This window comes from uncultured Nitrosomonas sp., assembly GCF_902826915.1.
Lineage (GTDB): Bacteria > Pseudomonadota > Gammaproteobacteria > Burkholderiales > Nitrosomonadaceae > Nitrosomonas.
Genome location: NZ_CADEGP010000002.1, coordinates 16451 through 42884 on the forward strand (window position 1 = coordinate 16451; position 26434 = coordinate 42884).

Annotated in this window: 23 protein-coding genes; 9 read left to right on the top strand and 14 right to left on the bottom strand. The window is 43.9% G+C overall.

Annotation, left to right across the window (positions count from 1 at the left end; translation table 11 throughout):
- Positions 1–3: 3 nt before the first annotated feature.
- Entirely contained in the window at positions 4–3180 is a 3177-nt protein-coding gene (locus tag QZV86_RS00500; RefSeq protein WP_295623328.1) for a CusA/CzcA family heavy metal efflux RND transporter, read from the top strand.
- Positions 3181–3299: 119 nt separating this feature from the next.
- On the opposite strand, the gene clpA is transcribed toward QZV86_RS00500, so the two are convergent.
- A complete protein-coding gene (clpA, locus tag QZV86_RS00505; RefSeq protein ID WP_295623329.1) occupies positions 3300–5555 on the bottom strand; it encodes an ATP-dependent Clp protease ATP-binding subunit ClpA in 2256 nt (751 codons plus the stop codon).
- 1 nt (position 5556) lies between these two features.
- A complete protein-coding gene (gene clpS, locus QZV86_RS00510) occupies positions 5557–5865 on the bottom strand; it encodes an ATP-dependent Clp protease adapter ClpS (protein ID WP_295623330.1) in 309 nt (102 codons plus the stop codon).
- Positions 5866–6154: 289 nt separating this feature from the next.
- Here clpS and QZV86_RS00515 point away from each other — a divergent pair, with 289 nt between their 5' ends.
- Complete coding sequence (locus QZV86_RS00515) at positions 6155–6358, top strand: cold-shock protein (RefSeq protein WP_292919259.1); 204 nt, start codon at positions 6155–6157, stop codon at positions 6356–6358.
- Between the two features lie 147 nt (positions 6359–6505).
- On the opposite strand, the gene icd is transcribed toward QZV86_RS00515, so the two are convergent.
- Positions 6506–7756 (bottom strand): NADP-dependent isocitrate dehydrogenase, encoded by a 1251-nt coding sequence (gene icd, locus QZV86_RS00520; RefSeq protein ID WP_295623331.1) that lies wholly within the window; start codon positions 7754–7756, stop codon positions 6506–6508.
- A 217-nt stretch (positions 7757–7973) separates the two neighbouring features.
- On the opposite strand from icd, the gene QZV86_RS00525 reads away from it, so the two are divergent.
- Both QZV86_RS00525 and QZV86_RS00530 read left to right on the top strand, forming a co-directional pair.
- On the top strand, positions 7974–9023 hold the full coding sequence (locus QZV86_RS00525) for a phosphoglycerate mutase (RefSeq protein ID WP_295623332.1): 1050 nt from the start codon (positions 7974–7976) through the stop codon (positions 9021–9023).
- 119 nt (positions 9024–9142) lie between these two features.
- Complete coding sequence (locus QZV86_RS00530; protein WP_295623333.1) at positions 9143–10597, top strand: EAL domain-containing protein; 1455 nt, start codon at positions 9143–9145, stop codon at positions 10595–10597.
- 90 nt (positions 10598–10687) lie between these two features.
- Here QZV86_RS00530 and QZV86_RS00535 read toward each other — a convergent pair whose 3' ends face one another.
- From QZV86_RS00535 to QZV86_RS00580, 10 genes are all read right to left on the bottom strand, one after another.
- Positions 10688–12067 carry an NAD(P)(+) transhydrogenase (Re/Si-specific) subunit beta gene (locus QZV86_RS00535; protein ID WP_292919255.1) on the bottom strand — a complete coding sequence of 460 codons (1380 nt, stop codon included), beginning with the start codon at positions 12065–12067 and terminating at the stop codon, positions 10688–10690.
- Complete coding sequence (locus tag QZV86_RS00540; protein ID WP_292919254.1) at positions 12068–12376, bottom strand: NAD(P) transhydrogenase subunit alpha; 309 nt, start codon at positions 12374–12376, stop codon at positions 12068–12070. It abuts the gene before it with no gap.
- Positions 12377–12455: 79 nt separating this feature from the next.
- A complete protein-coding gene (locus tag QZV86_RS00545) occupies positions 12456–13583 on the bottom strand; it encodes a Re/Si-specific NAD(P)(+) transhydrogenase subunit alpha (RefSeq protein WP_295623334.1) in 1128 nt (375 codons plus the stop codon).
- Between the two features lie 293 nt (positions 13584–13876).
- Positions 13877–14263, bottom strand: a complete 387-nt coding sequence (locus QZV86_RS00550; protein WP_295623335.1) for an Hpt domain-containing protein — start codon at positions 14261–14263, stop codon at positions 13877–13879.
- Positions 14264–14269: 6 nt separating this feature from the next.
- On the bottom strand, positions 14270–17776 hold the full coding sequence (locus tag QZV86_RS00555; RefSeq protein ID WP_295623336.1) for an FAD-dependent oxidoreductase: 3507 nt from the start codon (positions 17774–17776) through the stop codon (positions 14270–14272).
- A 148-nt stretch (positions 17777–17924) separates the two neighbouring features.
- Complete coding sequence (locus QZV86_RS00560; RefSeq protein WP_295623337.1) at positions 17925–18329, bottom strand: response regulator; 405 nt, start codon at positions 18327–18329, stop codon at positions 17925–17927.
- Positions 18330–18586: 257 nt separating this feature from the next.
- Positions 18587–19285, bottom strand: a complete 699-nt coding sequence (locus QZV86_RS00565) for a phosphoadenylyl-sulfate reductase (RefSeq protein ID WP_295623338.1) — start codon at positions 19283–19285, stop codon at positions 18587–18589.
- Entirely contained in the window at positions 19282–19812 is a 531-nt protein-coding gene (locus QZV86_RS00570; RefSeq protein ID WP_295623339.1) for a DUF934 domain-containing protein, read from the bottom strand. Before QZV86_RS00570 ends, QZV86_RS00565 begins: the two co-directional genes overlap by 4 nt.
- 5 nt (positions 19813–19817) lie before the next feature.
- A complete protein-coding gene (locus QZV86_RS00575; RefSeq protein WP_295623340.1) occupies positions 19818–21560 on the bottom strand; it encodes a nitrite/sulfite reductase in 1743 nt (580 codons plus the stop codon).
- Positions 21561–21604: 44 nt separating this feature from the next.
- Complete coding sequence (locus QZV86_RS00580; RefSeq protein ID WP_292919246.1) at positions 21605–21832, bottom strand: hypothetical protein; 228 nt, start codon at positions 21830–21832, stop codon at positions 21605–21607.
- A gap of 382 nt (positions 21833–22214) precedes the next feature.
- On the opposite strand from QZV86_RS00580, the gene cysB reads away from it, so the two are divergent.
- From cysB to QZV86_RS00605, 5 genes are all read left to right on the top strand, one after another.
- Positions 22215–23198, top strand: a complete 984-nt coding sequence (gene cysB / locus QZV86_RS00585; RefSeq protein WP_295623341.1) for an HTH-type transcriptional regulator CysB — start codon at positions 22215–22217, stop codon at positions 23196–23198.
- A gap of 83 nt (positions 23199–23281) precedes the next feature.
- Positions 23282–23851, top strand: coding sequence for a c-type cytochrome (locus QZV86_RS00590; RefSeq protein ID WP_295623342.1), 570 nt, complete (start codon positions 23282–23284; stop codon positions 23849–23851).
- A 68-nt stretch (positions 23852–23919) separates the two neighbouring features.
- Positions 23920–24333 carry a DUF3293 domain-containing protein gene (locus tag QZV86_RS00595; RefSeq protein WP_295623343.1) on the top strand — a complete coding sequence of 138 codons (414 nt, stop codon included), beginning with the start codon at positions 23920–23922 and terminating at the stop codon, positions 24331–24333.
- 130 nt (positions 24334–24463) lie between these two features.
- Positions 24464–25324: a Tim44 domain-containing protein gene (locus QZV86_RS00600; RefSeq protein ID WP_295623344.1), complete on the top strand. Its 861-nt coding sequence runs from the start codon at positions 24464–24466 to the stop codon at positions 25322–25324.
- A gap of 86 nt (positions 25325–25410) precedes the next feature.
- Positions 25411–25911, top strand: a complete 501-nt coding sequence (locus tag QZV86_RS00605) for a DUF2165 family protein (protein ID WP_295623345.1) — start codon at positions 25411–25413, stop codon at positions 25909–25911.
- Between the two features lie 99 nt (positions 25912–26010).
- Here QZV86_RS00605 and QZV86_RS00610 read toward each other — a convergent pair whose 3' ends face one another.
- Positions 26011–26418, bottom strand: coding sequence for a heme-binding protein (locus QZV86_RS00610; protein WP_295623346.1), 408 nt, complete (start codon positions 26416–26418; stop codon positions 26011–26013).
- Positions 26419–26434: the final 16 nt, after the last annotated feature.

Here is a 26434-nt window from a genome sequence, read left to right on the forward strand (position 1 = left end):
ACCATGTTTGAACGCATTCTACATTTATCCATCTATCAACGCGGCATCGTGCTGATGGCGGTCTTGATGATGGCAATTATCGGTGTTTATAGTTACCAGAAACTGCCGATTGATGCGGTACCCGATATCACCAACGTACAGGTTCAGATTAACACGGTTGCGACGGGTTATTCACCGATTGAGGCGGAACAGCGCATCACGTTTCCGATTGAAACTATCATGGCAGGTTTGCCGCGTCTGGACTATACCCGCTCGATTTCACGTTACGGGCTGTCACAAGTCACCGTAGTCTTCAAAGATGGTACTGATGTTTATTTTGCGCGCCAGCAAGTCAGTCAGCGTATTCAGGAAGCAAGGGGACGGTTGCCCGCTGGCATTGAACCCATGATGGGGCCTATTTCCACAGGGCTTGGCGAAATTTTCATGTGGACTGTAAATGCCAAGGAAGGTGCTAAGAAACCGGATGGTGCAGACTATACCTCGACTGATTTGCGGGAAATCCAGGATTGGGTGATTCGACCGCAACTGAGGATGGTGAAAGGGGTTACAGAAATCAATACCGTGGGTGGTTATGTCAAACAATTTCATGTGGTGCCGTACCCGGAAAAAATGATTTCTTTTGGTTTGACATTGACCGACTTGATGACCGCTCTGGAGCGCAACAATCTGAACGTCGGTGCGGGCTATATCGAAAGAAGCGGAGAACAGTATCTGGTTCGCATGCCGGGGCAAATCGCTGACTTGGATGAAATTGGCAATATTATTTTGAGTTCTCGGCAAGGGACACCTATTCGGGTAAAGGATGTAGCGGATATTCTGATCGGCAAAGAGCTACGCAACGGTGCCGCTACTCAGAATGGCAAAGAAGTCGTGTTAGGAACGGTACATATGCTGATTGGAGAAAATAGCCGTACCGTCTCTCAAGCTACAGCCAAGAAACTGGAGGAAATCAATCGCAGCCTGCCGGAAGGTGTTTTTACTACCCCCGTCTATGATCGCACCACATTAGTGGATCAAACTATTCATACTGTGGCGAAGAATCTGCTCGAAGGCGCTGCATTGGTGATTGTGGTATTGCTATTGTTTCTTGGCAATCTGCGAGCCGCACTGATTGCGGCATTTGTTATTCCATTGTCGATGTTGTTTACCTTCACCGGCATGGTGACCAATCACGTCAGTGCCAATCTGATGAGCTTGGGAGCAATTGATTTTGGCATTATCGTGGATGGCGCGATTGTCATTGTTGAAAACAGCATTCGTAGATTGGCACATGAACAGATGCGCCTGGGAAGAGAGCTCACGCTCACTGAGCGACTGGAGTTGGTATTTGATGCTTCCAGAGAAGCACGAAAAGTTTTGATTTATGGTGAGTTGATCATCATTATTGTTTACTTGCCGATTTTTGCGCTGACCGGAGTGGAAGGAAAAATGTTTCATCCGATGGCGCTGACGGTTGTGACAGCATTGATTGGTGCGATGATTCTTTCGATAACATTTGTTCCGGCAGCCATCGCGTTCTTTTTGACCGGTAAAGTACAGGAAAAAGAAAGTCGTGTGATGGTATGGGCTAAAAAAATCTATGTGCCAATATTGACAACAACCATGAATAACCGTGCACTCATCGTCACGATTGCAATTGTGATTGTTATTCTGTCAGGATTGCTAACTACGCGCGTTGGTAGCGAATTTGTCCCAAGTTTGAATGAAGGTGATATTGCATTGCATGCCATCCGTATTCCCGGCACCAGCTTGACCACTGCAGTCGAAATGCAGAATGAACTGGAAGCGGCCATCAAAAAATTTCCTGAAGTCGAACGGGTATTTTCCAAAATTGGCACGGCTGAAATAGCGACCGATCCGATGCCTCCTAGTGTTGCAGACACTTTCATCATCTTGAAACCACAATCGGAATGGACCGGAGAACATCGAACCAAAGCAGAGCTAATCGCTGCAATGGAGCAAGTGGTATATAAAGTTCCGGGAAATAATTACGAATTTACCCAGCCGATCCAGATGCGTTTTAATGAGCTACTATCTGGGGTGCGCGCCGATGTTGCAGTGAAAGTATTCGGTGATGACATGGATACTCTGCTGGCTTTGGGTGAAAGCATTGAGAAGCTGCTTGGAACCGTCCCCGGCGCGGCGGATGTACGAACCGAGCAGATTACCGGTTTACCGGTGCTTTCGATCCAAATGGATCGGGTAAAAATGGCACGTTACGGGCTCAATGGCCGCGATGTGCAAGATGTGGTGGCAATGTCGGTAGGTGGTAGAAGCACTGGCATGATCTTTGAGGGCGACCGTCGCTTTGATCTGCAGATAAGGTTACCGGAACATTTGCGGATAGATATTGAAACCTTGAAGCGGCTGCCCATCAGTGTTCCGATGCAAAGTGTTGCAATGACACCCATTATGCCGCAAGCTGCTCAAGCAGCTCAGCCAGCTGTACCGGTTTTTGTTACCTTGGGAGAAGTGGCCAAATTCGAATTAACTCAAGGTCCAAATCAAGTCAGCAGGGAAAATGGCAAACGCAGAATCGTAGTCACCGCCAACGTTCGTGGCCGTGATCTGGGTTCTTTTGTTAACGAAGCGGAGGAGCTTATCAACGAGAAGATCCAAATCCCTCCTGGATATTGGACGACCTGGGGCGGTCAATTTGAACAAATGATATCCGCAGCACAACGTCTGCAGATCGTGATTCCAGTTTCACTTGGTTTGATTTTCATTCTGCTGTACACGATGTTCGGTAATGTGCGCGATGGATTGCTGATGTTCACCGGAGTTCCATTTGCCTTGACCGGCGGGATATTGGCTTTATGGCTGCGTGATATTCCCTTATCCATCTCAGCCGGTGTAGGATTTATCGCTCTCTCCGGTGTGGCGGTACTGAACGGCTTGGTGATGCTGGCGTTTATCCGGGGTTTGAGAGAAAAAGGATTTCAATTGGATGATGCGATTCAGACTGGTGCGCTGACCCGGTTACGTCCAGTATTGATGACTGCACTGGTGGCATCAATTGGATTCCTGCCCATGGCACTTGCCACCGGTACCGGCGCCGAAGTGCAACGGCCTTTGGCTACTGTGGTGATCGGAGGAATTTTATCGTCGACTGCGTTAACATTGTTGGTGCTGCCCGTCTTGTACCGGATCGTACATGGAAGGGATATAAGTAAGAAATAACCTAGGTTGACCCTGCCCAGATTTTATTTCGCCAATGACGCCCCCCATTGCAAGTAGCGGGAAACTAAGCTCAGAAAATATTTTTCTTGTATTATGAAATCGAAAATTCAATCTGCCAATCAAATAACTGCAGTTTCCTCTTCAAATAACAATACTACTTTGCTATCACTATCCATATCAATCGTCACTTTCCCACCATTGACTAAGCGTCCGAATAATAATTCGTCGGCAAGCGCACTACGAACTGTATCTTGGATCAAGCGCTCCATAGGTCGCGCACCCATTAGCGGATCAAAGCCATGCTGCGCAAGATATTTACGCAATCTTTCGGTAAATGCTGCTTCGACTTTTTTCTCTTGCAACTGATTCTCAAGTTGAATCAAAAATTTATCAGAAACCCGCTGAATAATTTCCTGATCTAATGAAGCAAAAGAAATAACCGCATCCAGTCTATTACGAAATTCAGGAGTAAATAATCTCTTGATATCAATTAATTCATCACCAGCAGAATTTGATTTTGTGAAGCCAATTGATGTTTTCGTAAGCGCTTCCGAACCTGCATTTGTAGTCATTATAATAATGACATTACGTAAATCCGCTTTACGCCCATTATTGTCAGTTAATGTACCATAATCCATAACTTGCAGAAGAATATTAAAAATATCTGAATGTGCTTTCTCGATCTCGTCCAATAATAAAACCGAATAGGGGTGTTTGATCACAGCCTCAGTTAACAATCCACCCTGGTCATACCCTACATAACCAGGCGGTGCACCAATCAGCCGTGATACTGCGTGACGTTCCATATATTCGGACATATCAAAACGATGCAAGTGAACGCCCAAAGCATATGCTAATTGCCTTGCCACTTCAGTTTTCCCAACACCTGTCGGACCCGTGAAAAGAAAAGAACCAACCGGTTTTCTTGGATTACCCAATCCGCTTCTTGACATTTTAATGGCTGCTGTCAATGCATTAATCGCATTGTCTTGACCAAAAACGACCGCTTTCATATCACGCCCCAAGGTTTTTAATTTACTACGGTCGTTAGTAGAAATGCTCTGAGATGGAATTCTTGCGATTCTTGCGACAACACTCTCAATCTCTCCTTTACCAATAACCTTGCGTTTCTTCGATTTCGGCAATAATCGCTGTGCAGCGCCAGCTTCATCAAGCACATCTATTGCTTTATCTGGTAAATGCCTATCATTAATATACCGTTCTGATAACTCTGCAGCTGAAACTAGAGCGCTGCTAGTATACTTAACCTTATGGTGTTGCTCATAACGAGATTTTAAGCCTCGTAAAATAGCCACCGTCTCATCCACACTTGGCTCGCTAACTTCTATCTGCTGAAAACGTCGTGACAATGCATGGTCTTTCTCAAAAATTCCACGATACTCACTAAAAGTTGTCGCGCCAATACATCGCAACTGTCCAGTATTCAGAACCGGTTTCAGTAAATTTGAAGCGTCCATAACTCCACCAGAGGCAGCACCAGCACCAATAAGGACATGAATTTCATCAATAAATAAAATAGCCGCGGGATCATCAGTTAATTGTCTTAGTAAAGCTTTTAAACGTTGCTCAAAATCTCCCCGATATTTCGTACCCGCTAATAAAGCCCCCATATCGAGCGAATAAATCTGATGCTTCAAAAGTAACTCAGGTACATTTTCCTCAACAATTCGCTTCGCTAGGCCTTCTGCAATCGCCGTTTTCCCAACACCGGCCTCTCCAACCAGCAGTGGGTTATTTTTACGGCGTCTACATAAGATTTGTATTACGCGCTCGATTTCTTTTTCACGCCCCACCAAAGGATCAATTTTATTTATTAGTGCCAAGTGATTTAGATTTACCGTGTAATTCTCAAGTAGCCCAGCAGAGCTGGATTCATGTTCAGCATCGCTTTCACTTGCAGTTTTAGCATCATTCTCATGCGACATCTTCTTAATGTTGTGTGAGATGTAATTAACCACATCCAAACGAGTCACTCCTCTTTGATGCAAGAAATAGACCGCATGAGAATCTTTTTCTCCAAATATCGATACCAATACATTAGCACCTGTTACCTCCTTTTTCCCAGATGACTGAACATGCAATATGGCACGCTGAATAACACGCTGAAAACCCAGTGTAGGCTGCGTATCAACTTCCTCATCACCTTTAATCACAGGAGTATGACGTGTTATATGATCCAACAATACTGCTCGCAAATCTTCTATACCCACCAAGCAGGCATTTAATACTTCAGCTGCGCTTGCATTATCCAGCATTGCCAACAACAAATGTTCTACCGTAATAAATTCATAGCGCTTCTGCCTCGACTCTACGAATGCCATATGCAAACTAACTTCTAAATCTGGTGCAATCATTTCAGTTTTTCTCCATTACACACTTAAGAGGGTGCTGATTTCTTCTGCTAAATTCAACCACTTGCTTGACCTTAGTACTTGCAATATCGCCAGGATATATACCACACACGCCCACTCCTTCTGTATGCACCTTTAACATTATTAATGTCGCCTGTTCTTGGCTCATGGAGAAAAACAACTTTAGTACCTCAACCACAAACTCCATTGGAGTGAAGTCATCATTTAATAGTAAAATTTTATAAAAAGGAGGTGGCTTGTGCTTCACCTTCTCTTGTGAAAGCTTAACGGTTCCAGACTTGCTCTCCGTCATGAATATTTCCTAAACTGATAAATTTCTAATCATAAAATATAGTACAAAAGACTTCTCTACACTAGAGGCATATTTAACGATTACGACAAAAATTTCAAGTATCTTGAGACAATTACCTTTCCCTGAACCACAAAAATGGTGCAACCGCTTGACTTTAACCTAGGATTTGCGTAAAACAGCAAATGGCGTTTGACTTTAAGATTACTTACGGATCAATTTTATCCATAAGTAATCTTAAATTTCAAATAGTATCAGGGTTTCCGGCCCAGTTTTTATATAGGAAGTAGAAATGGCAACAGGTACAGTAAAATGGTTCAATGATTCTAAAGGTTTTGGTTTTATTACTCCTGATGACGGTAGCGAGGATTTGTTTGCACACTTCTCGGCAATCACTATGTCTGGTTTTAAAACCCTTAAGGAAGGTCAAAAAGTGAGCTTCGATGTCACTCAAGGACCAAAGGGGAAACAAGCCTCAAATATCCAGGCCACTTAACTTTCATAACTACTGGCCAAACAATAACAATAATTTTCTTTTACTCTTATATAATAGCCCCTTTGCTTTGTTGTATTGCACGCAGCAAGGGGTTCACTTTCGAACTCACTCCTTATTTATAACCGGATAAATAGCATCCATGAGTAATTAGCTCATGGAATCAATCATCGCATTACCAAAAGCCGAGCAAGAGACTTTCTTAGCATTAGTCATTTGCCGGGCAAAATCATAAGTAACAATTCCGTCCTGGATAGTCTTTTCCATAGATTTAATAATTTTGTCGGCTGCTTCACCCCATCCAATATGTCGCAGCATCATCTCTGCCGATAATATTATTGAACCAGGGTTTACTTGATCTTTACCAGCATACTTTGGTGCTGTGCCATGTGTTGCTTCAAAAACTGCCACCACATCGCTGAGATTGGCTCCAGGCGCTATCCCTATTCCACCCACCTGCGCAGCCAAAGCATCGGATATATAATCCCCATTTAAATTCAAAGTTGCAACAACATCATACTCTTCTGGACGAAGCAAGATTTGTTGAAGAAAAGCATCAGCAATTACATCTTTGATAACAACTCCACCCAGTGTCGAAGGCAACTTCATCCAAGGCCCACCGTCCAACAATTCTGCTCCGAATTCATTGGCTGCCAATGCATATCCCCACTTTTTAAATGCACCCTCAGTAAACTTCATAATATTACCTTTATGCACCAAAGAAACAGAATCACGTTTATTATCAATTGCATACTGAATTGCCCTACGGACAAAACGCTCCGTTCCCTCTTTTGAGACCGGTTTAATACCGATACCAGAAGACCGAGGAAAACGTATATTCGTCACCCTCATATCTTTAACCAAAAAATTAATTACTTTTGTTACAGATTCTGACTCTGCTTCCCACTCTATACCCGCATAGATATCCTCAGAATTCTCACGAAAAATGATCATGTCTGTTTTTTCTGGGTTCTTTAATGGACTCGGAACACCACTGAAATAGCGTACGGGCCTTAAACAAACATATAAATCTAGTTGCTGCCGTAAAGCAACATTAATTGAACGAATTCCACCACCAACCGGTGTTGTTAACGGGCCTTTAATTGAAACCACAAACTCTTTGGCAGCCTGCAATGTCTCTTCTGGTAACCATACATCTGATCCATAAACCTGCGTTGATTTCTCACCCGCATAAATTTCCATCCACGAAATTTTTCGTTGATCACCATAAGCTTTCTCAACAGCTGAATCAACAACACTACGCATCACTGGAGTGATATCAACACCAATCCCATCACCTTCAATAAAAGGAATTATTGGATTGTCAGGCACTTTTAATGAATAATCATCATTAACCTTAATCCGCTCACCCTTACTAGGCACCTTTATATGCTGATACATGACATCTCCAAATATTCAAAATGCAATTTGCAAGAAAAATTCTGCCAATCTAAAATAAACTCGTTCTTTCTATACGATGCATTATACGTGTAAACACAATACCTTTCCATGATGGCAAGTAACCCTATCCCTGCATACAGCATTACCTCGCATTTGTATCAGCAGCAATATGGTCACTTGCCTTACAAAACCTTTTTGGAGTGTTTCATTCCCCTCAATGAATATTAACCTTCTAATTCCCAATCTATTTTGGTCTGACACTTCGCAACCAGAAATCTATGATGGTTTATTAATGCATTCTTTAGAAACACTACTATCTAAAGGTTTCTCCAAGACAAATTCATCCCTTGAAATGGAAATCTGGCTATGCAAACAGTTTAATTTGGAACAACAACATGGGAATTGGCCTATTGCACCATTGATGTTACACCTTGATGCCCCCGTTTTGGCAAAAACAAGTAAAGATTTCTGGATACGAGCCGATCCTGTTCATCTTCGCATTGAACAAAACCATATCATGCTAGCAGATAGTCAATCTTTCGAAATCTCCCCAGAAGAAGCAGAGCAATTAATACAAGACTTGAATCATAATCTTGGTAACCAAGATTTTATTTTTTCAGCTTTTCATCCCCATCGTTGGTACATTCGAATACCCAAGGCACCTGAAATGCAAACACACACACTCAGCCACGTTACATGCAAAAACATTAATAATTTCTTGCCGACAGGAAAAGACAGCAGCATCTGGCATAAAATCTTTAATGAAGTCCAAATGCTTCTGCATGAGCATCCGGTTAACCAAGCTCGTGAATCTCGCGGCGAATTGATCATTAATAGCATTTGGCCTTGGGGAGGAGGAAACATAATTCAATCAATACATTCTCCTTACACACATGCATGGAGTAATAATGATTTTTCTCAATCACTAGCACTGGCTGCTAGTAATATCAATTATTCAAATCCACCTACAGATGTTAACAAATGGCTCCAAACTAAAATATCAGGAAATCATCTTGTAGTGTTGGACTCGCTACGTAATCCAGCAAAATACAAGAATGCTTATGGATGGCGAGAAGCTCTCAGAAATATGGAACACAATTGGTTTCTACCCTTATACACAGCAATTAAAAACGGAAAAGTTAGACAACTCACCATAACAACATCGAATGAAATCGCCTCACATGATTTTGCAATAACACGCTCTGATCTATGGAAATTCTGGCTATTTAATAAACCACTCTTCACTCATAGTAGAAAAATCAACTAAAAAATACTCTATAAATAGCAACAACGCATCTTAATTTAAGCTCTCAAGAATAAGGAATTATCGTGCCAAAGAACTCATTATTAAATAACGTCAAGCCCTATTTGACTATTTGTATTTCATTGATTCTATTGCTTATCATCATAGCAGATGCATATATTACCAATGAACTCCCGCCCCATTGGCTAACTGCATTATGGTTTTCTTTACTCTTTACAATACTAATAGTAATTATTCAGTTAGCGCAAGCCGAGAAAAATTCCAGAAGCCTCAGCAATCAACTCAATGTTACTAAGGAAAGACTCGGAAATGAGATTAAACATCGGCTTTGGGCTGAAAAAACATCGTCAGAAAATAAGATAAAATCACAATTTATCGATGAGAATTTCCCTGTTATGTTGGCTTATTTTAATACTGAGCTCCGCTGTCGGTACCATAATCGAATTTTCCGCCGATGGTTTGGGTTAAATCCGGATCAGATTGATGGGCATTCTCTAAAAGAATTCTCAAATGCAGAATTCTTTTCTGATATCCAGAATAATATTGAAAAAATATTAACAGGAAAAACCGTACATAACGAACGAATCCTTAAATCTATCAAAGGCTTTCCCTATATTTTCACAGAGCAATATCTTCCTCATATTGATAATAAAGGAAAAACTATTGGCTTCTATACACTGCACACCCCTCGTGCACAAGAAAAAAGTCGTATACCCTCAAAAAACAATAAAGATGGAAATAAAACAAAGCCAGAGTTAAAAAAATCTATTGAAGCATCAACCAATAACGACATAAAGCTTCAACAAAATAATCAACCATCCACATCTAAATCAGGAATTACTGCTGCACGCATTGCTCAAGCAATTGACGGAGAAGAGTTTAATCTCTATTGCCAGAAAATAATCCCTATCAAATCTGCTGATACATCTTCCTCGCATTATGAAATTCTGATTCGTATGCATGAAGAAGAAAATAGCTTAATGCCTCCAGGTTCGTTCTTACCCCTAGTCGATCAATTCCAAATGATGCCCAAGCTGGATCGATGGATCATCAACCATATCGTTCAGTGGCTATCGGTTCATCCAGAAACCAATTCGGTATTTCACCTTAATTTAGCCAAAGATACTTTAAAAGATGTAGCCTTCCCTAGCTTTATTCAAGATCAGTTGCAAAAGACCAAAGTCGCCGGCTCTAGTCTTTGTTTTGAAATTGAAGTTTCAGATGCAGAAGACAGTACGGCAGACACACATATCTTCACACAAAGGATTCATGAATTAGGTTGCCTGGTTTCACTCTGTAGCTTTAGCGATAATTCTGAATCATTAAATCTACAGAGTAAAATAAAAGTGGACTACCTGAAAATCGATGGCAGCATTGTTTGTAATATACTTCGCGACGAAGAAGATTTAACCAAAATAATAGCTATCAATCAGCTCGCTCAAGATGCTAATGTCAAAACAATTGCTGAATTAGTCGAAACGGATGATATCATCGCGAAATTACAAGAAATTGGCATCGATTATGCGCAAGGATTTGGTATTGCGAAACCTCATCCCTTTAATGATCTTGAAACTTAGTCCCAGATCATGAATGCCGTTCAATATATTAGAGCAACCGCTCAGGCAATTGCTCTCCAGTTCCAGAAATAGTCAATGTCTTTCAGGATATCACAATGCCTTGACCATATGCTCAACGACTTTCTTAGCATCTCCGAATATCATCATAGTCTTATCCATATAGAACAGATCATTATCAAGACCGGCATAACCCACCGCCATACTACGCTTTACAACCATAACCGTACGCGCCTTATGCGCATCTAATATCGGCATACCATAGATGGGGCTGCCTGGAACGTTTGCTGCCGGGTTGACTACATCATTTGCACCCAATACCAAAACAACATCTGTATTTGAAAAGTCGCTATTGATTTCTTCCATTTCCTGGACTTGCTCATAAGGAATTTCAGCTTCCGCCAATAATACATTCATGTGTCCAGGCATACGTCCGGCTACTGGATGAATAGCAAAGCGAACATTAACTCCCTTTTTATGCAATACCTCAGCCAATTCCTTGACTGCGTGCTGCGCTCTTGCAACTGCTAAGCCATATCCAGGGATGATGATCACACTATCTGCATTACCCATCAAGAAAGCTGCATCTTCTGCACTTCCGCTACGATGAGTCTTCTGGGTGCCATCCGTAGCTACAATTGCTCCGCCATCGCTGCCAAAACCGCCCAATATAACAGATAAAAATGGCCGATTCATAGCTTTACACATGATGTAAGAAAGAATAGCGCCTGAACTACCCACCAAGGATCCGGCAATAATCAACATCGGATTACCTAACGAAAAACCAATGCCTGCTGCAGCCCAACCAGAATATGAGTTAAGCATCGATATCACGACCGGCATATCAGCACCACCAATAGGAATAATGATCAGAAATCCTAATACGAAGGCAATTGTAGTCATGGCAATAAACGCGGTCCAGTTCGTCGTCTCACTAAAAAAGAACCACAAACCAAATCCAACCATGGCAATTGCCAGCAATAAATTAAGCATATGCTGGCCACTGAAAACAATAGGTGTACCGCTCATGCGGCCAGACAACTTCAGAAAAGCAATAACTGAACCCGACCAAGTCATTGCGCCGATAAAAGTACCCAAGAACAATTCCAGCTTACTACCTGCCGGCAAAATCGCAGGCAACCCGAAAGAAACTGGATTATTGATCGCTGCAATTGCAATAAATACTGCCGCCAGACCAACCAGTGAGTGCATAAAGGCAACCAATTCGGGCATTGCAGTCATCTGCACACGTTGTGCCACAATCGCACCGATAGTACCTCCCACCGCAATACATCCCAAAATCAAAAGCCAGTTCTGCGTAAGTGTCAAAGTTGTGGCAACCGCAATCGCCATGCCCACCATACCGAACAAATTTCCACGACGTGCTGATTCAGGCGAGCTTAGGCCTTTTAGTGCAAGTATAAAAAATACTGAAGCAACTAAATATGCAAGTGCTACCATATTGGCTGACATTTACGCGTTTCCTTTTTTATCTTTTCTCTTGAACATTTCTAGCATCCGTTGACTCACCAGAAACCCACCAAAAACATTGATTGCTGCCAGCGTAACTGCAGCAGCACCTAACCAAACGCCCCAGTCGGTCTCCGTTGGCCCCGCAGCCAACATTGCGCCAACAAGAATAATACCGGAAATAGCGTTAGTCACTGACATCAGAGGGGTATGCAAAGCCGGTGTAACATTCCACACAACATGATAGCCAACAAAAACTGCCAGCACAAAAACCGTTAGATTGATAATAACCGGATCAATTTCACCAATCATATTTACTCCTTTAAAATTCGTTAACTGTACTTTCTCTATGCAGCAACTGATAAAGCGTCTTTCTTAGTTATCGTTGAGATTATGACTTTCCGATGACTTCCCCACCTGCACATAATAATGTTCCCGCAATAATTTCATCTGAGCGGTCTATTTTCAATGCATCATTCTCCTGATCAAGCATCAAGTTAAGAAAATTCATCAGATTTCGTGCATATAATGCACTAGCATCGGCTGCCACCAAACCAGGAAGATTCGCAATCCCAATCAGATACACACCATGTTTAAACACATTCTTATTTAATTCGGATAATGGGCAATTACCACCTGCTTCAACTGCCATGTCGACAATAACAGAACCTGGCTTCATCGCCTGCACGGTTTCCTCTTTGACCAAAACGGGCGCTGGGCGACCCGGAATTAACGCGGTTGTAATAATAATATCTGCCAAAACCGCACGCTCATGGACCAAGTCGCCTTGCCGCCGCTTATAATCATCCGACATTTCCGCCGCATACCCGCCCGCTGTTTCAGCTTCGGCTTTTTCTTCATCACTGAGTGGCACTTCCACAAACTTGGCACCCAGACTCTCTACCTGTTCCTTAACTGCCGGTCGCACATCGAAAGCTTCAACCACTGCGCCCAATCTCTTGGCGGTTGCAATGGCCTGCAATCCAGCAACACCTGCACCCAGGACTAGAACTCGTGCCGCTTTCACAGTACCAGCTGCCGTCATCAGCATAGGAAAGAATTTTTGATAGATATTTGCCGCCACAATCACTGCTTTGTAGCCCGCAATGTTTGCCTGTGACGACAAAACATCCATATTTTGCGCACGAGAAATCCGCGGCAATTTCTCCATCGCAAATGCAGTCAATCCATGTTGTACTAGTGCATCCACACCATCCTTTTGATGCGGCGACAACAACCCTAGCAATACCGCATCCTTTCGCATCATCGCTAATTCACTGGACTCTGGGCCACGCACTTTGAGTACAATTTGCGATTGCGCATACAATTCAGCCACATCAGTCACTATCGTTGCGCCCGCCTCTTGATAGGCTGAGTCTGGAATACTGGCACCAGCACCGGCACCTAGCTGGACTGAAACCTTATGAACACCCTTAGCAGTATATTTTTTCACGGTCTCCGGTGTGGCTGCCACACGCGTTTCTCCACCGCGAATCTCTGCTGGTATGCCTATATGCATTGATAATCTCCCTTTTCTTACCTATCTGTTTGCAGATAAAACCAATATTGAGTTTAAATTTTTAATGAGTAGTGGATTATAAATCAATTTGCGCGTAATGCATTAAATGGATCAGGAAAAACTTGATATGGCGTGATCTTAGGTTATACAGACAATTTCTTGCAGTGATTAAGCTCACACCCAATAAAAGGATCAAGATGCATGGATGAATATCCAATCACTATGCTTCTTATCAAGCTCTCGATAAAAAATTTGAATCGTCGAAGTAAAATGACCAGGTTCCGCCTAGCGCCTTATTCGCTCAACTCACCAAATTCATGCTCAAGTTGTTGTGTAATCTGCTTCAACAAAAGTGGAATCTTTGCCAGCAATGCTTCCGCATCGGACCAATTATTATTGGCGCTCGCTTCCTCAAGCGCCTCGCATAAATCAGCGAAACTTAAGGCGCCGATTGTTCTTGCTGAAGATTTTAATTTATGACCTAAACAACCCAACGCTGACAGATCCTTTTCAGTCTGCGCCACTTCCATTTCCGAAAGCGTGTCATTGGCAACCTCAATAAATTTAAGACAAAACTTTCGTACTAGCACAGAATTGTCATGAAACATCAGACGCATTTTTGCGATATCAACCGGCAATGACGCATCCGGTAACGATCCTTCTTCTGCTTCATTAATCACTACAGCTCAGACCCCGTTTTTTAAACAACGGTCAACCCATCGATTTGTTAGTTTTTCCTGCACAGTATTTTGGCGCAGACGTGTATTCAATCCTGAGAAATCCACTTGATCCAAGGGCTGATCTTGGTTGAAACAAGAAAACACATACGTAATTTTTCCTGTTTCCGGATCCTGATGCGGCTGTAGACATTGTGCGCAAATCTCCTTCATCATGCACTGCATAGGCGAGTTAATCGAACCAATTGCAAAATGATCTGCCTTCAAGTAAGGCTTCAACTGGTTATGACGAGCTAGTCCAACAGCAGCCATCATGCGATCCGAACCAATTGCAATAATATGATCGGCTTCAGTCAGCGCCACCGGTTGCACACCTAATTCACCACTGGCATAAGCCACCATTGCTTGCACGATATTTCCTACATAGCTTTTATCCTGAGGACGCGTAGCTGTAAAACCTGGCGACTCATCGCAGCACCATACGACAATGTCTGCTGCAGCCTCGATCTCAGCCACTTTATATCGATCGACCAATTTCTTATAACCAGCAAAATATAACACCCTCGATCCGGCCGCACGCGCGGCTGCCCCAATAGAAAACAACACCGCATTACCTAAACCACCACCCACTAACACCACAGTCTTATCCCCAGGGATTTCTGTTGGTGTTCCGGTAGGCCCCATCAGCACAACCGGCTCACCCGGTTTCAGCATCGCACACAAATTAGAAGATCCGCCCATTTCCAAAACAACGAGTGAAACCAATCCGCGCTCGATATCCACCGATGCGCCAGTCAACGCTAAACCCTCCATCGCCAGCCTAGTATCTCCGGCAATTGTTGCTAGTGTTGCATAATTCTGAAAGCGATAAAATTGACCCGGCTGAAAATGCTCTGCTGCCATTGGAGCATGCACAACCACTTCGATTATATTGGGAGCAAGCCTCTCTACTTTATAAACCGTTGGACGCAGCTGATTGTTTAAGCCTGCAAAGAACTGCTGTGTCGACTGATTCAACTTTGGCTTAACACGCCCCAATACCCGATGCACCACGGGATAGCCTTGTTTGGCACTCGACATCGCCTTCACTACATTCCCAGAATAGGATGGATGCAAATCACCAAAAAAACTGATAAAGCGGCCATCTTGACCATCCCGATAACGACTGAGCAACACCATCGGTATTTCTGGTTTGGGATTACCATGGGCGGGTTGCACTGGATTCCCTTCCTCATCGCAAGCAGCAAAATAACGGCCGTTGAGTTTGAATAGTTTTTCATCTTCCCGTGCCAGCACTGTATTAGGTTGAGTACCAGCAGCAACCAACAATGCACGTGCTGACAACTCTACATTGCCCGCATTTTGCCATTGTCCGGTTTCATCTCGTTTCTGCACCCCAAATTGCACCGATTGCGTGTGTCCCCATTGATCTACATTAACGCGCTCTGGCGTCATTCCCTCAGCAAACCAGATGCCTTCTTCCAGCGCCTTTTCCACTTCTTCATGATTCAACGTATAAGAAGGACTATCAATCAAGCGCTTCCGATAAGCTATTGTCGCGCCGCCCCAAGCTTGCAGCAGATTGATGATACGCGGTGCACGCCCTTCCTTTTCTGCATCCCGACGTTCTGCCCGAATGGCTCGTGCATGATTAAGAAGCTCGTCAGCAATTTCTTTCTCCTCATCGTCCCACGCTTCACGAATCGCAGCTTCACCTTGCACTACTGCCATTATTTCATAGCGCTGCAGAAATTTTTCCACCTGAACTGGATAATATGCCAGCGCCTCAGTTGCTGTATCAATGGCCGTCAACCCACCACCAATAACCACCACAGGCAAACGTAATTGCATATTCGCAATCGAATCGCTCTGCGCAGCACCCGTAAGTTGCAAACCCATCAAGAAATCCGATGCGGCACGCACCCCACGCGCTAACCCGTTCGGCATATCCAGCACAGTAGGTCGTCCAGCCCCTGCAGCTAGAGCAATATGGTCAAACCCCATAGCAAATGCATCATCGGCAGTCAACGTGCCGCCAAAGCGCACACCTCCAAACAATGCAAATTCTTCTCTGCGCTCCAGCAACAACCGAATCAATTTGAGAAAGTTTTTATTCCAACGCACAGTAATTCCATATTCTGCCACTCCACCAAAACCACCCGGCATACGCTGCTCCAAGTTTTCTTCTAGCGTACTAGCCAGCCGGATCGCCTGAAATGGCACCCGTTCACCCTGTAAATTCACCCCTGAGATCTCTTCCGGCAAAAATTCAATCTTAAGCCCGTCGATGCCCACCACCGTGTGGCCTTCATTCATTAAATGATGCGCCAGCGTATATCCGGCCGGCCCCATGCCGACCACCAGCACCTTGCGGCCGGATGGCGACTTCGGCACCGGTCTATGTAAGTTCAAAGGATTCCAACGTGTCAGTAAACTATAAATTTCAAATCCCCATGGCAATGCCAGCACGTCTTTCAGCGTTCGTGTCTCAGCCTGAGGGATATCAACCGGCTCTTGTTTCTGGTAAATACATGATTTCATGCAATCATTACAAATTCGATGACCAGTTCCGGCACACATCGGATTATCCAGCGCGATCATGGCCAGACTGCCTATTGCGACGCCTTGTGTTTTGAGTTTATGAAATTCGGAAATGCGCTCTTCCAGCGGACAACCCGCGAGCAGCGCGCCCAACTCGCTGCGTTTGAAAGCAAGAGGCTCATCCGGTGATTTAGATTTCTGTATCAAACCCTTAGAGCATGAATCCTTACCTTGCTCATGACACCAGATGCAGTAATTAGCTTCATCAAGCGCTCCCATCAGATCTGTTCCATTATCGGTCAACGCAAAACCATTGCGTTCACGCACATGACCAAGCCGATGCACCGGATACCCTGCCGACTCATCCGTTTCCAGCGACAACAGATGCTGAAAATCCAATTTGGCAGGTGACTTAAATAAAATACCTTGCCGCGTACGTTGCTGCCCAGCCGGTGTTCGTAGTGCCCAAGCAGCATAGTGAAGCGCTTTGTTCAACTGGGATTCATTATCCGCCTCCGCATCCATCCACTGCGTTACTTTAGTAGCAAAAACTAATTCAGAGAAAGCTTCACCAAATTCTGCAGCAAGTTCCTTTTCAAGAGTCAATCCATCAATGCCAGCCAATTCTCCATCACTCACTTTCCCCTTGGCTCGGCGTTGTACAAATTGCCGCTTGCAAAAATACAGTGGAGCTAGTTCATGATGTTGTGCCGCCAATTGTTGCACTTCATTCTCAATATTAAACAACCGAGCAACAAAGTCTTCCAACCAAGGCGCAATCTCAATTAACAATGCAGATTCGTCTTTGGGTAACAAATCATCAGGATGCGCACGCGCATGCTCCAGTTTTTTATATAACGCCTCATCACCGGTGCGAAGAAAGCCCAGAAATACCTCATCCAATCTAACTAAACCATCGCGACGATAAAGATCAGCGATTGTGAAGTCAAAGTTAAAATTTGATAAAGTAGCCATTGTTTCCTGTCGAGTGTGAAACGTTGCATCCATTTTTGTCATAATTCCAGATATTTATTAATTATTTTATTACAATGGGAAAATAAGCCATCATGATTTGCAGTAATATTGTCCGCCTAAATTCAAAACTTTGAATTTCCACAACCGCTCATTCTGGTAGCAGCCACTTTAATATGATTCTGACTAGCTGTTCTGGATCAATTGGCTTGATTAAGAAGTCATTCATACCAACGCTCCGACATGAATCCTTATAATGCTGATCTGCATGGGCCGTTACCGCGATAATCGGCATATTGAACCACTGCGGATTAGCCCGAATCATCTTAGTAGCCTCTAAACCATCCATAACAGGCATCTGAATATCCATCAATACACAATCAAAATTTTCCTTACTCAACTTATCCAGCGCTTCTTGTCCGTTACCTGCAATAGACACAACAGCTCCATTATATTCGAGTAGCCCTTGGGCCACTTGTTGATTCAATTCATTATCCTCTACCACCAGAATAATGCATCCATTTAGTTTCAGACCGGAATGATTGATTATATTCATATCGCATTGACTTGATTTATTATTTTCCTAACAGCTCCCATTGCATCAACAACATAATGTGTTTTATATGCGCAGACAGGAATAGAGAAAATCTACCAAATCTATCTTGTAATCGCCACGACTAGGTATGGAATCCCCTCAATATTAGCCAGATAGGCGTGATGACTCATGCGCTTTTTCTCAACAAATAAAAATTTGTGCAAATCCTAGATAGATTGCTCTGACGAAAATAGATAGGGCATTACTAATAATCGCAGTTATTTTGATTGGATTACCTTGTCGGCATGCAATCCGCATTCCTTGGTTTCCGGAGTTTCCCACCACCAGCGCCCGGAGCGTATATCTTCTCCCGGTGTAATAGCGCGCGTACAGGGAGCGCAGCCGATACTGGGATAAAATTTGTCATGCAGCTTGTTATAAGGCACTTCACAGTGTTTAAGATAGTCCCAAACTTCCGCATTAGTCCATTCCAACAATGGATTAACCTTTTGCATGCGATTGTCCATATCGTAAGTGGACACTTCCAGGTTTGCACGAGTTGATGCCTGCTCACGCCTAATTCCGGTGACCCATGCTCGTTTGCCCTGCAAGGCACGACGCAATGGTTCCACTTTACGGATGTAGCAGCAATTTTTACGTAAATCAACGCTTTGATAAAAACCATTGACACCATGCTCCGCAACGTATGCTTCAATCTGCTTCACATTAGGAAAATAAATACGCAATTTAGTTTTGTAGCGCTCTTGCACAGTTTGCATCAAATCATAAGTTTCCTGCGGCAAACGCCCAGTATCCAGACTAAACATTTCGATCCCGATGTGGTGCCGGTCGATAATGTCTGTAAGTACCATATCTTCAGCACCCAGGCTATTAGCAAACGCTACCGGCGCATAATCACGCACGGTTTCAGTCAAAACCGCAACAGCCTGATCAACTCTATGTTGCAAGTTACTCATTGAACGGTGCCTGCAGTCGAATTCCCTTTGCGTTGCGTGCGCCGGAATAATGGTAAGGCTGGATCAAAAGAAGTCTGATAAACCTCAGAGAAATCGCTGAGCCCCTTTATTGCATCTTCTATTTTTCGGTCTGGACGCGGCGCAAAAGCATCAAAACCGACACGCTGCATGTAAAACAATTGATCGCGCAGCACATCACCGATCGCCCGCAATTCTCCCTTATAACCGAGCCGTGCGCGCAGATTATAAGCAATGGAATACCCCCGGCCATCCGAGAATTTCGGAAAATCAACTGCAACCACAGAAAACTTGTGTATATCACCCTTCAAATCTTCCGGGCATTCATCACTAGCCAGCCAAACACCGATGTCTTTGCGCTGTTGTAACGTTTCGCGCTGAGCTTGCCATACTTTTAACGGAACAATGACTTTCCCTGACGCAACTATCGCGCTCTCAGCAGTATCTTGTTCCTTTAACCGTAAGACCGTCCAATCGTCCGCAACGATAGTTTTATTTTTTATGATCATCTCAATTAAAACCTTGGTGAATAAAAGGGAATCTCGTACTGCGCAGACTCTACGCTATGCTTGTCAGCAACTTTCTCTTCCTGCGCTACAAAGTCAGTAGCGTATACATGCTCTTTAAACGGCGCATGGCCAATACGGCGCACCGTATCGATGAAGCACTCAGTTTCTGTGCGTTCGCGCAAATATACATGAATCAAACGTTGGATAACTTCCGGTACCTGATTAAAAGTAAATGACGGGCCAATAATTTTGCTAATCGAACTGTCATTGCCTTCCGCACCACCGATCGAAACTTGATACCACTCATCGTGATCTTTCTTTTCCACACCCGTGATACCAATATTGCCAATATGATGCTGCCCGCAAGCATTCACACACCCCGAAATATTCAACGTAACCTCACCAATATCATGTTGATAGTCCAGATCTTCAAAGCATTCGGAAATTACCTTCGCCAACGGTATCGAACGAGCATTGGCAAGCGTGCAAAATTCCGCGCCGGGACAACTAATAATATCGGTCAACATGCCAATATTGGGTGTGGTTAATTCATGCTCGGTTGATTCTTGCCATAAGCGGACCAAATCTTTCTGCCTGACATCCGCCAATACCAGATTTTGCTTGTGCGTAATGCGTAACTCACCAAAGCTATACCGATCCGCTAAATCTGCAACCGCTTCCATTTGCTCAGCCGTAGCATCGCCAGGAGCCTCACCAGGTTTCTTCAACGACAAAACAACGATCGCGTAGCCGGGAATGCGATGAGGTTTAACGTTGCACGATAACCAATTCGAGAATGAACGGCTGTCCGCTTTGAATTCGTTTAATCTTGGATCATGATCGGTTAGTGTTTCATAAGATGGATCAACAAAGAAAGAGGTGACACGATTGACTTCATCAGAGGTAAGTGTGCCATGACCATCCTTGAGGTCAGCCCAATCGGCCTCCACCTTACGCCTGAATTCATCAACTCCAAGCGCTTTCACCAGTATCTTGATGCGTGCTTTATATTTGTTATCGCGGCGACCATATTGGTTATACACGCGCAAAATAGATTCGACATAGGTCAGAATGTGCTGCCATGGTACAAACTCACAAATTTCACTACCAATGATCGGTGTTCGCCCCAATCCACCGCCCACCAATACACGGAAGCCGACTTCTCCTTGTGTATTCTTTGTCACCGCCAGTCCAATGTCATGCGCATAAATAGCAGCACGATCCTCTTTTCCACCGCTGATGGCGATCTTAAATTTTCGTGGCAGATACGCGAATTCCGGATGAAAAGTGCTCCATTGACGCAAAATCTCTGCATACGGACGCGGGTCAACCACCTCATCCTGCGCCACGCCAGCAAACTCATCCGACGTAATATTGCGCACACAATTCCCAGAGGTTTGAATGGCGTGCATTTCCACAGATGCCAAATCTGCCAGAATATCCGGTGTATCTTCCAATTTAAGCCAGTTAAACTGAATATTTTGACGTGTTGTGAAATGACCATAGCCACGGTCATATTTACGCGCAATATGAGCAAACATGCGCATTTGCTTAGAAGATATCAGGCCATACGGCACTGCAATCCGCAGCATGTAGGCATGGATTTGCATGTATAGTCCGTTTTGCAGCCGCAAAGGGAGAAACTCCTCCTCGGTCAATTCCCCTGATAGGCGCCGACGCACCTGGTCACGGTACTGCTTGACACGTTCATCCACTATTTGTTGATCATATTCATCATAGCGATACATATTTAATTTCCTCGCTTATTTGTTCGAAGATACCCAAAAGGCCTTTAGGATTCTTGGGAATAATGCTTAGATACTGGCAGCAACAATGCCGCATCCAATGGAAATTTGGCACCATACTTCATAATATGGTCCACATCATCGTCTTCATCATGCTTCAACGCCACGCCAATATAAGCATGCTCACCGCTTTCACCCACTACTATACCAATCCGCCCGCCACAACCATTAAACCAGCTCACTTGTTTAGGTTTATTCTCTACATTCGTACTCATCAATCAATCCTTGTTTCATTAATGGAAAATTGCCAAAATCTGCTCACAAATAAGCAACTCACCACCTGTTTGATTTTTTCAAGCCTGACCGTATCGATCAGTGATCTTTCAGCATTCCGGCGTCGTTGATATACGCACAACCAACACACAGAATAGCAAATTCGTTATTCTACCAAAAACTAACGATAATCGCTTTTCGCGTGTTAACAGCAACTGATTAAGCAGTGTGAGCAGAGTTGATCAGAGAACCTGACAAAATAGATTTAGTAACTGCCTTCCAATTTCCTTTTCTAGTCGTTTATTATGATAACAATACATTTTTACAAATCAAAATAATATTATATTAGATGTATATAACCATTTATTATTACTAGGCGGGTCCATGAAACTTCAACAACTTCGCTATTTATGTGAAACCGCTCGCCAGGATATGAATTTGTCCAAAGCGGCCAAAAATCTGCACACCTCCCAACCAGCCATCAGCAAACAAATCCAGATGCTCGAACACGAACTCGGAGTCGATATTTTTTTGCGCAATGGCAAGCGCATTGTAAAAATCACCCCTCCCGGCCAATTGATAATTCAAACTGCCACTCGAATGCTACGCGACGCTGACAATCTGAAAAAAATTGCGCAGGAATTTACCAATGAAGCAAGCGGCACTCTCACTATCGCAACTACTCATACTCAGGCTCGCTACGCGCTACCGATTGTAATCAAGCGTTTTACCGCGCGCTATCCAAAAGTTAAACTTATCCTGCGTCAAGGTAGTCCGATGCAGATCTCAGCTTTAGTAACTTCCGGCGAAGCGGATGTCGCAATCGCTACAGAAGCCATTGAACAATTCCATGAACTCGTCATGCTGCCATGCTATGAATGGAATCGATGTGTCATTGTACTACCCAAGCATCCACTCTTGAAAACAAAAAAACTTACGTTGGAAGCAATCAATCAATATCCCATTATTACTTATGACTTCGCTTTCACTGGGCGCTCAAAAATTAACCAGGCTTTTGCAAACCATGGACTGGAGCCTAACGTAGTATTGACAGCAATCGACTCAGACGTAATCAAAACTTACGTGGAATTGGGATTGGGCGTTGGCATACTAGCTAATATGGCTTTTGACGCCAAGCGTGACAAGAACCTAAGGTCTATTGATGCCAGCCACCTATTTGAATCCAGCACAACGCGTATCGGCATAAGTCGCCATAGTTATTTGCGCGGCTATATTTTCGATTTTATCGAAATGTTTGCACCGCATCTAAATCATGCAAGCATTAAAGCTACACTGAAAAACAACACGAGTGATGGCATAGAAAATTCTGCAACACCTATAACTACAAATTCACGCAATGCAAATTGATTCCTACTAAAATTAAAAGTACTATGAGAAAGGGATTGTTGTACGTTGAAACTAAGCACAGGATATTTTTATAAGGTCATAAAATGAAAATAATTCTTAGTCTTTTATTGGCATCACTCATACTAACCATTATTGCTATTGGATCAGGCGCTTACAATATAGCTGCCACAGAAAAACACTGGGGCATCACTGAGAAGATCATCGAATGGGTGCGCGAAAGTTCCATTGAGGCACGCGCCAAAAACTTGACAGTACCTTCACTGGAAGATACAGAACTACTTGCTCAAGGCGCCGTAGACTATGGCGCCATGTGCATAGATTGCCACTTGGCACCCGGTATCAAGCCGACAGAGCTCTCAATCGGTTTGTATCCTCAGCCACCCATATTCCATCAACGCGAACCTATCAACGATCCAGTCAAACAATTGGAGCTCGCCAGATCACATTTTTGGGTAATAAAGAACGGATTAAAAATGACCGCCATGCCAGCGTGGGGCTTAAGCCATGATGATCAGGCTATTTGGGGAATGGTGGCCTTTGTTCTAAAGTTAGGTCACATGACACCTGAACAACATCAAGATCTCATGAAAGCTGCGCAAGATCACGGCCATAATCATGGCCATAGTCACGATCAAGATCACGGTGATCACTAACAAACTCGCAGATTCATGCAGCGTTATGCACGCTGCTATTGAAACCAACGACTTTGATCCGATCATTGGTGGCTAAAAGCCTTACCGCCAGCTACCATAATACGCACTATCAGATTGGGACTAGTTCAGATGCAATTGTCCTACGTATCGGCCAGCATTCAAAACCACTCACCAAACTTCTTGAAACACTTAAACAATCCTTCGCTGCCATAATCAGCGCATATAACCCATGTAGCCGACTCGTAAGCAATGAAACAAACTTAATTGCACACGAATTACTCAGGAATTATTTGAATCACCATGCTTACGCGATGATTGAAAGCCTGAATGTAGATCCATCTGGCAAATGGCCGCCTGAGAAAAGCTTTTTTGTCCCTGGGCTGGATCTCAATACCGCCCGTTCAATCGGACAGCAATTTAATCAGAATGCGATTGTATGGATTGATAGTGAGGCAATTCCTCGCCTAATATTATTACGCTAGAAAATCAGATTCTGTGTTTTTTGCAACAAAAAGACCGTACGCAGAATTTACTCAGCTAAAAATTCAATGTAGCTGGCAACACAAACCCGATGCTATACTCAACGCTTTACAATACAGTTGGAAGATTATTATGAAGCGAACACTTACCTTTCTAACTTTAGCTATCTTCAGCTTTGGCTTACTTGCTTTTGATGCGGAAGCAAAACGCATGGGCGGTGGCAAAAGTTTCGGCAAACAACGTCAATCCGTTAATCAGCAACAAGCCGCACCCACTCCTCAACAAGCGCCTGCCGCAGCACCTGCAGCCGCTGCGGGTGGCAGTAAGTGGGGTGGCGCACTAGCCGGCTTGGCCGCCGGTGGTTTATTGGCTGCACTCTTTATGGGAGGCGCGTTTGAGAACATCAACATGATGGATATCGTAACCATCCTATTACTCGTAGGCGCTGTGTTTTTCATCATTCGTATGCTGCGCAAACCCAAGACTGAACAATCGCCTTCCATGCAATACTCGGGCATGAATACCAATACACGCGACAACTTCAATACCCCGGCGTTCACGCCCCCTGCCGGAACCACAACTGCGGGCAGTCAAGCAGCTTATCGGCAGCCTAATATTCCCGCAGATTTTAAAGTGGAGCCCTTTTTACGCAATGCAAAAGCTTCGTTTATGCGCTTACAGGCCGCTCACGACCATGGTGATATCAATGAAATTCGTGACTACACAACGCCTGAGATGCTGGCGGAAATTAGCGCACAGGTCAATGAACGGGGCGACGCGCAACAAAGAACGGAGGTCATGTTCATAGATGCCAATTTGTTAGAAGTTGAAACAACTGATGACATGGCCATCGCAAGCGTCCGCTTTACCGGTCAACTGAAAGACTTACCTGATGGCGAACCGGAAGCATTTGATGAAATCTGGCATGTACAGAAAGACCTCAAGGACCCAGATGCGACATGGTTATTAGCCGGCATTCAGCAAGCCTCCTAATTTGTTGCATCCTATCCCGGCTGGCCTATCGTTGTTTGAATAGCGCTGGCCGAGGTTAACAAATATCCCAGCATAAACGTATTATCATGTACGCAAGATTGTCAAAAACTGTGATGGTATTGGCTTTTGCGCTGTACACATCGCTGGTAGCATTCAATAACCTCACCGATTACAACTCAAATTTCTCCATCACTGCACATGTTCTGTTGATGGATACGACTTTTCCTGATAATCAGGGTCGCTGGCGGGCCATCGAATCTCCTTCTCTACATCATGCGGCGTATGGCCTGATCATTGTTACTGAAATTCTGATTGCTGGACTATGTTGGCTGGGTGGCTTGCGCTTATGCCAGAACATCAGAAATCCATCATCTTTCAATCAAGCAAAAAGCTTGGCAATACTTGGCCTCACTCTCGGTTTCTTACTGTGGTTCACCGGATTTATGGCCATTGGTGGGGAGTGGTTTTTAATGTGGCAATCAGAAGTCGCCAATGGTCAGCAAGCTGCATTTCGTTTAGTGATGATTACTGTCATCACCCTCATCTACTTGATCCAGGTAGACGAAGATAAGCATAGTCATAGTTAAAGATTGTTACAAACTGCCCATTTCTTCTCTGAAAAAGTAATGCAAATTCATATTCACATCAACACACGTGAGATCTTTTGCTAATTCTCCGCATGAAAATCAAGACAACAGCGCATCAATTCCAGCCTGAGCTATCCGTGCATCCTGGAAAGATCTCACGCCACTGACTCCGATTGCACCGACAAATTGATCATTAACAACAATCGGCAGTCCGCCTTCAATCGGCAAGGTGCCGGGCAAATTCAGGTAACGCAATTGCCCCTCCGAAATATTTTCTTCCCATATCTTGGTCGGACGGCGAAAGGCAATTGCAGCACGCGCTTTTTCAATCGCCACATCGATACTGCCATACTGCACATGATCCAAACGTTGCAAATAAAGCAAATGACCACCATCATCGACAATAGCAATGACAACTGGCCATTCATTCCGTATCGCTTCCAATTCTGCACCTATCGCTATTTTCTTGGCATCGTCCAGCGTGAGAATTACTTTATCAGCAGTCATGTGATCCCTAAAGGTG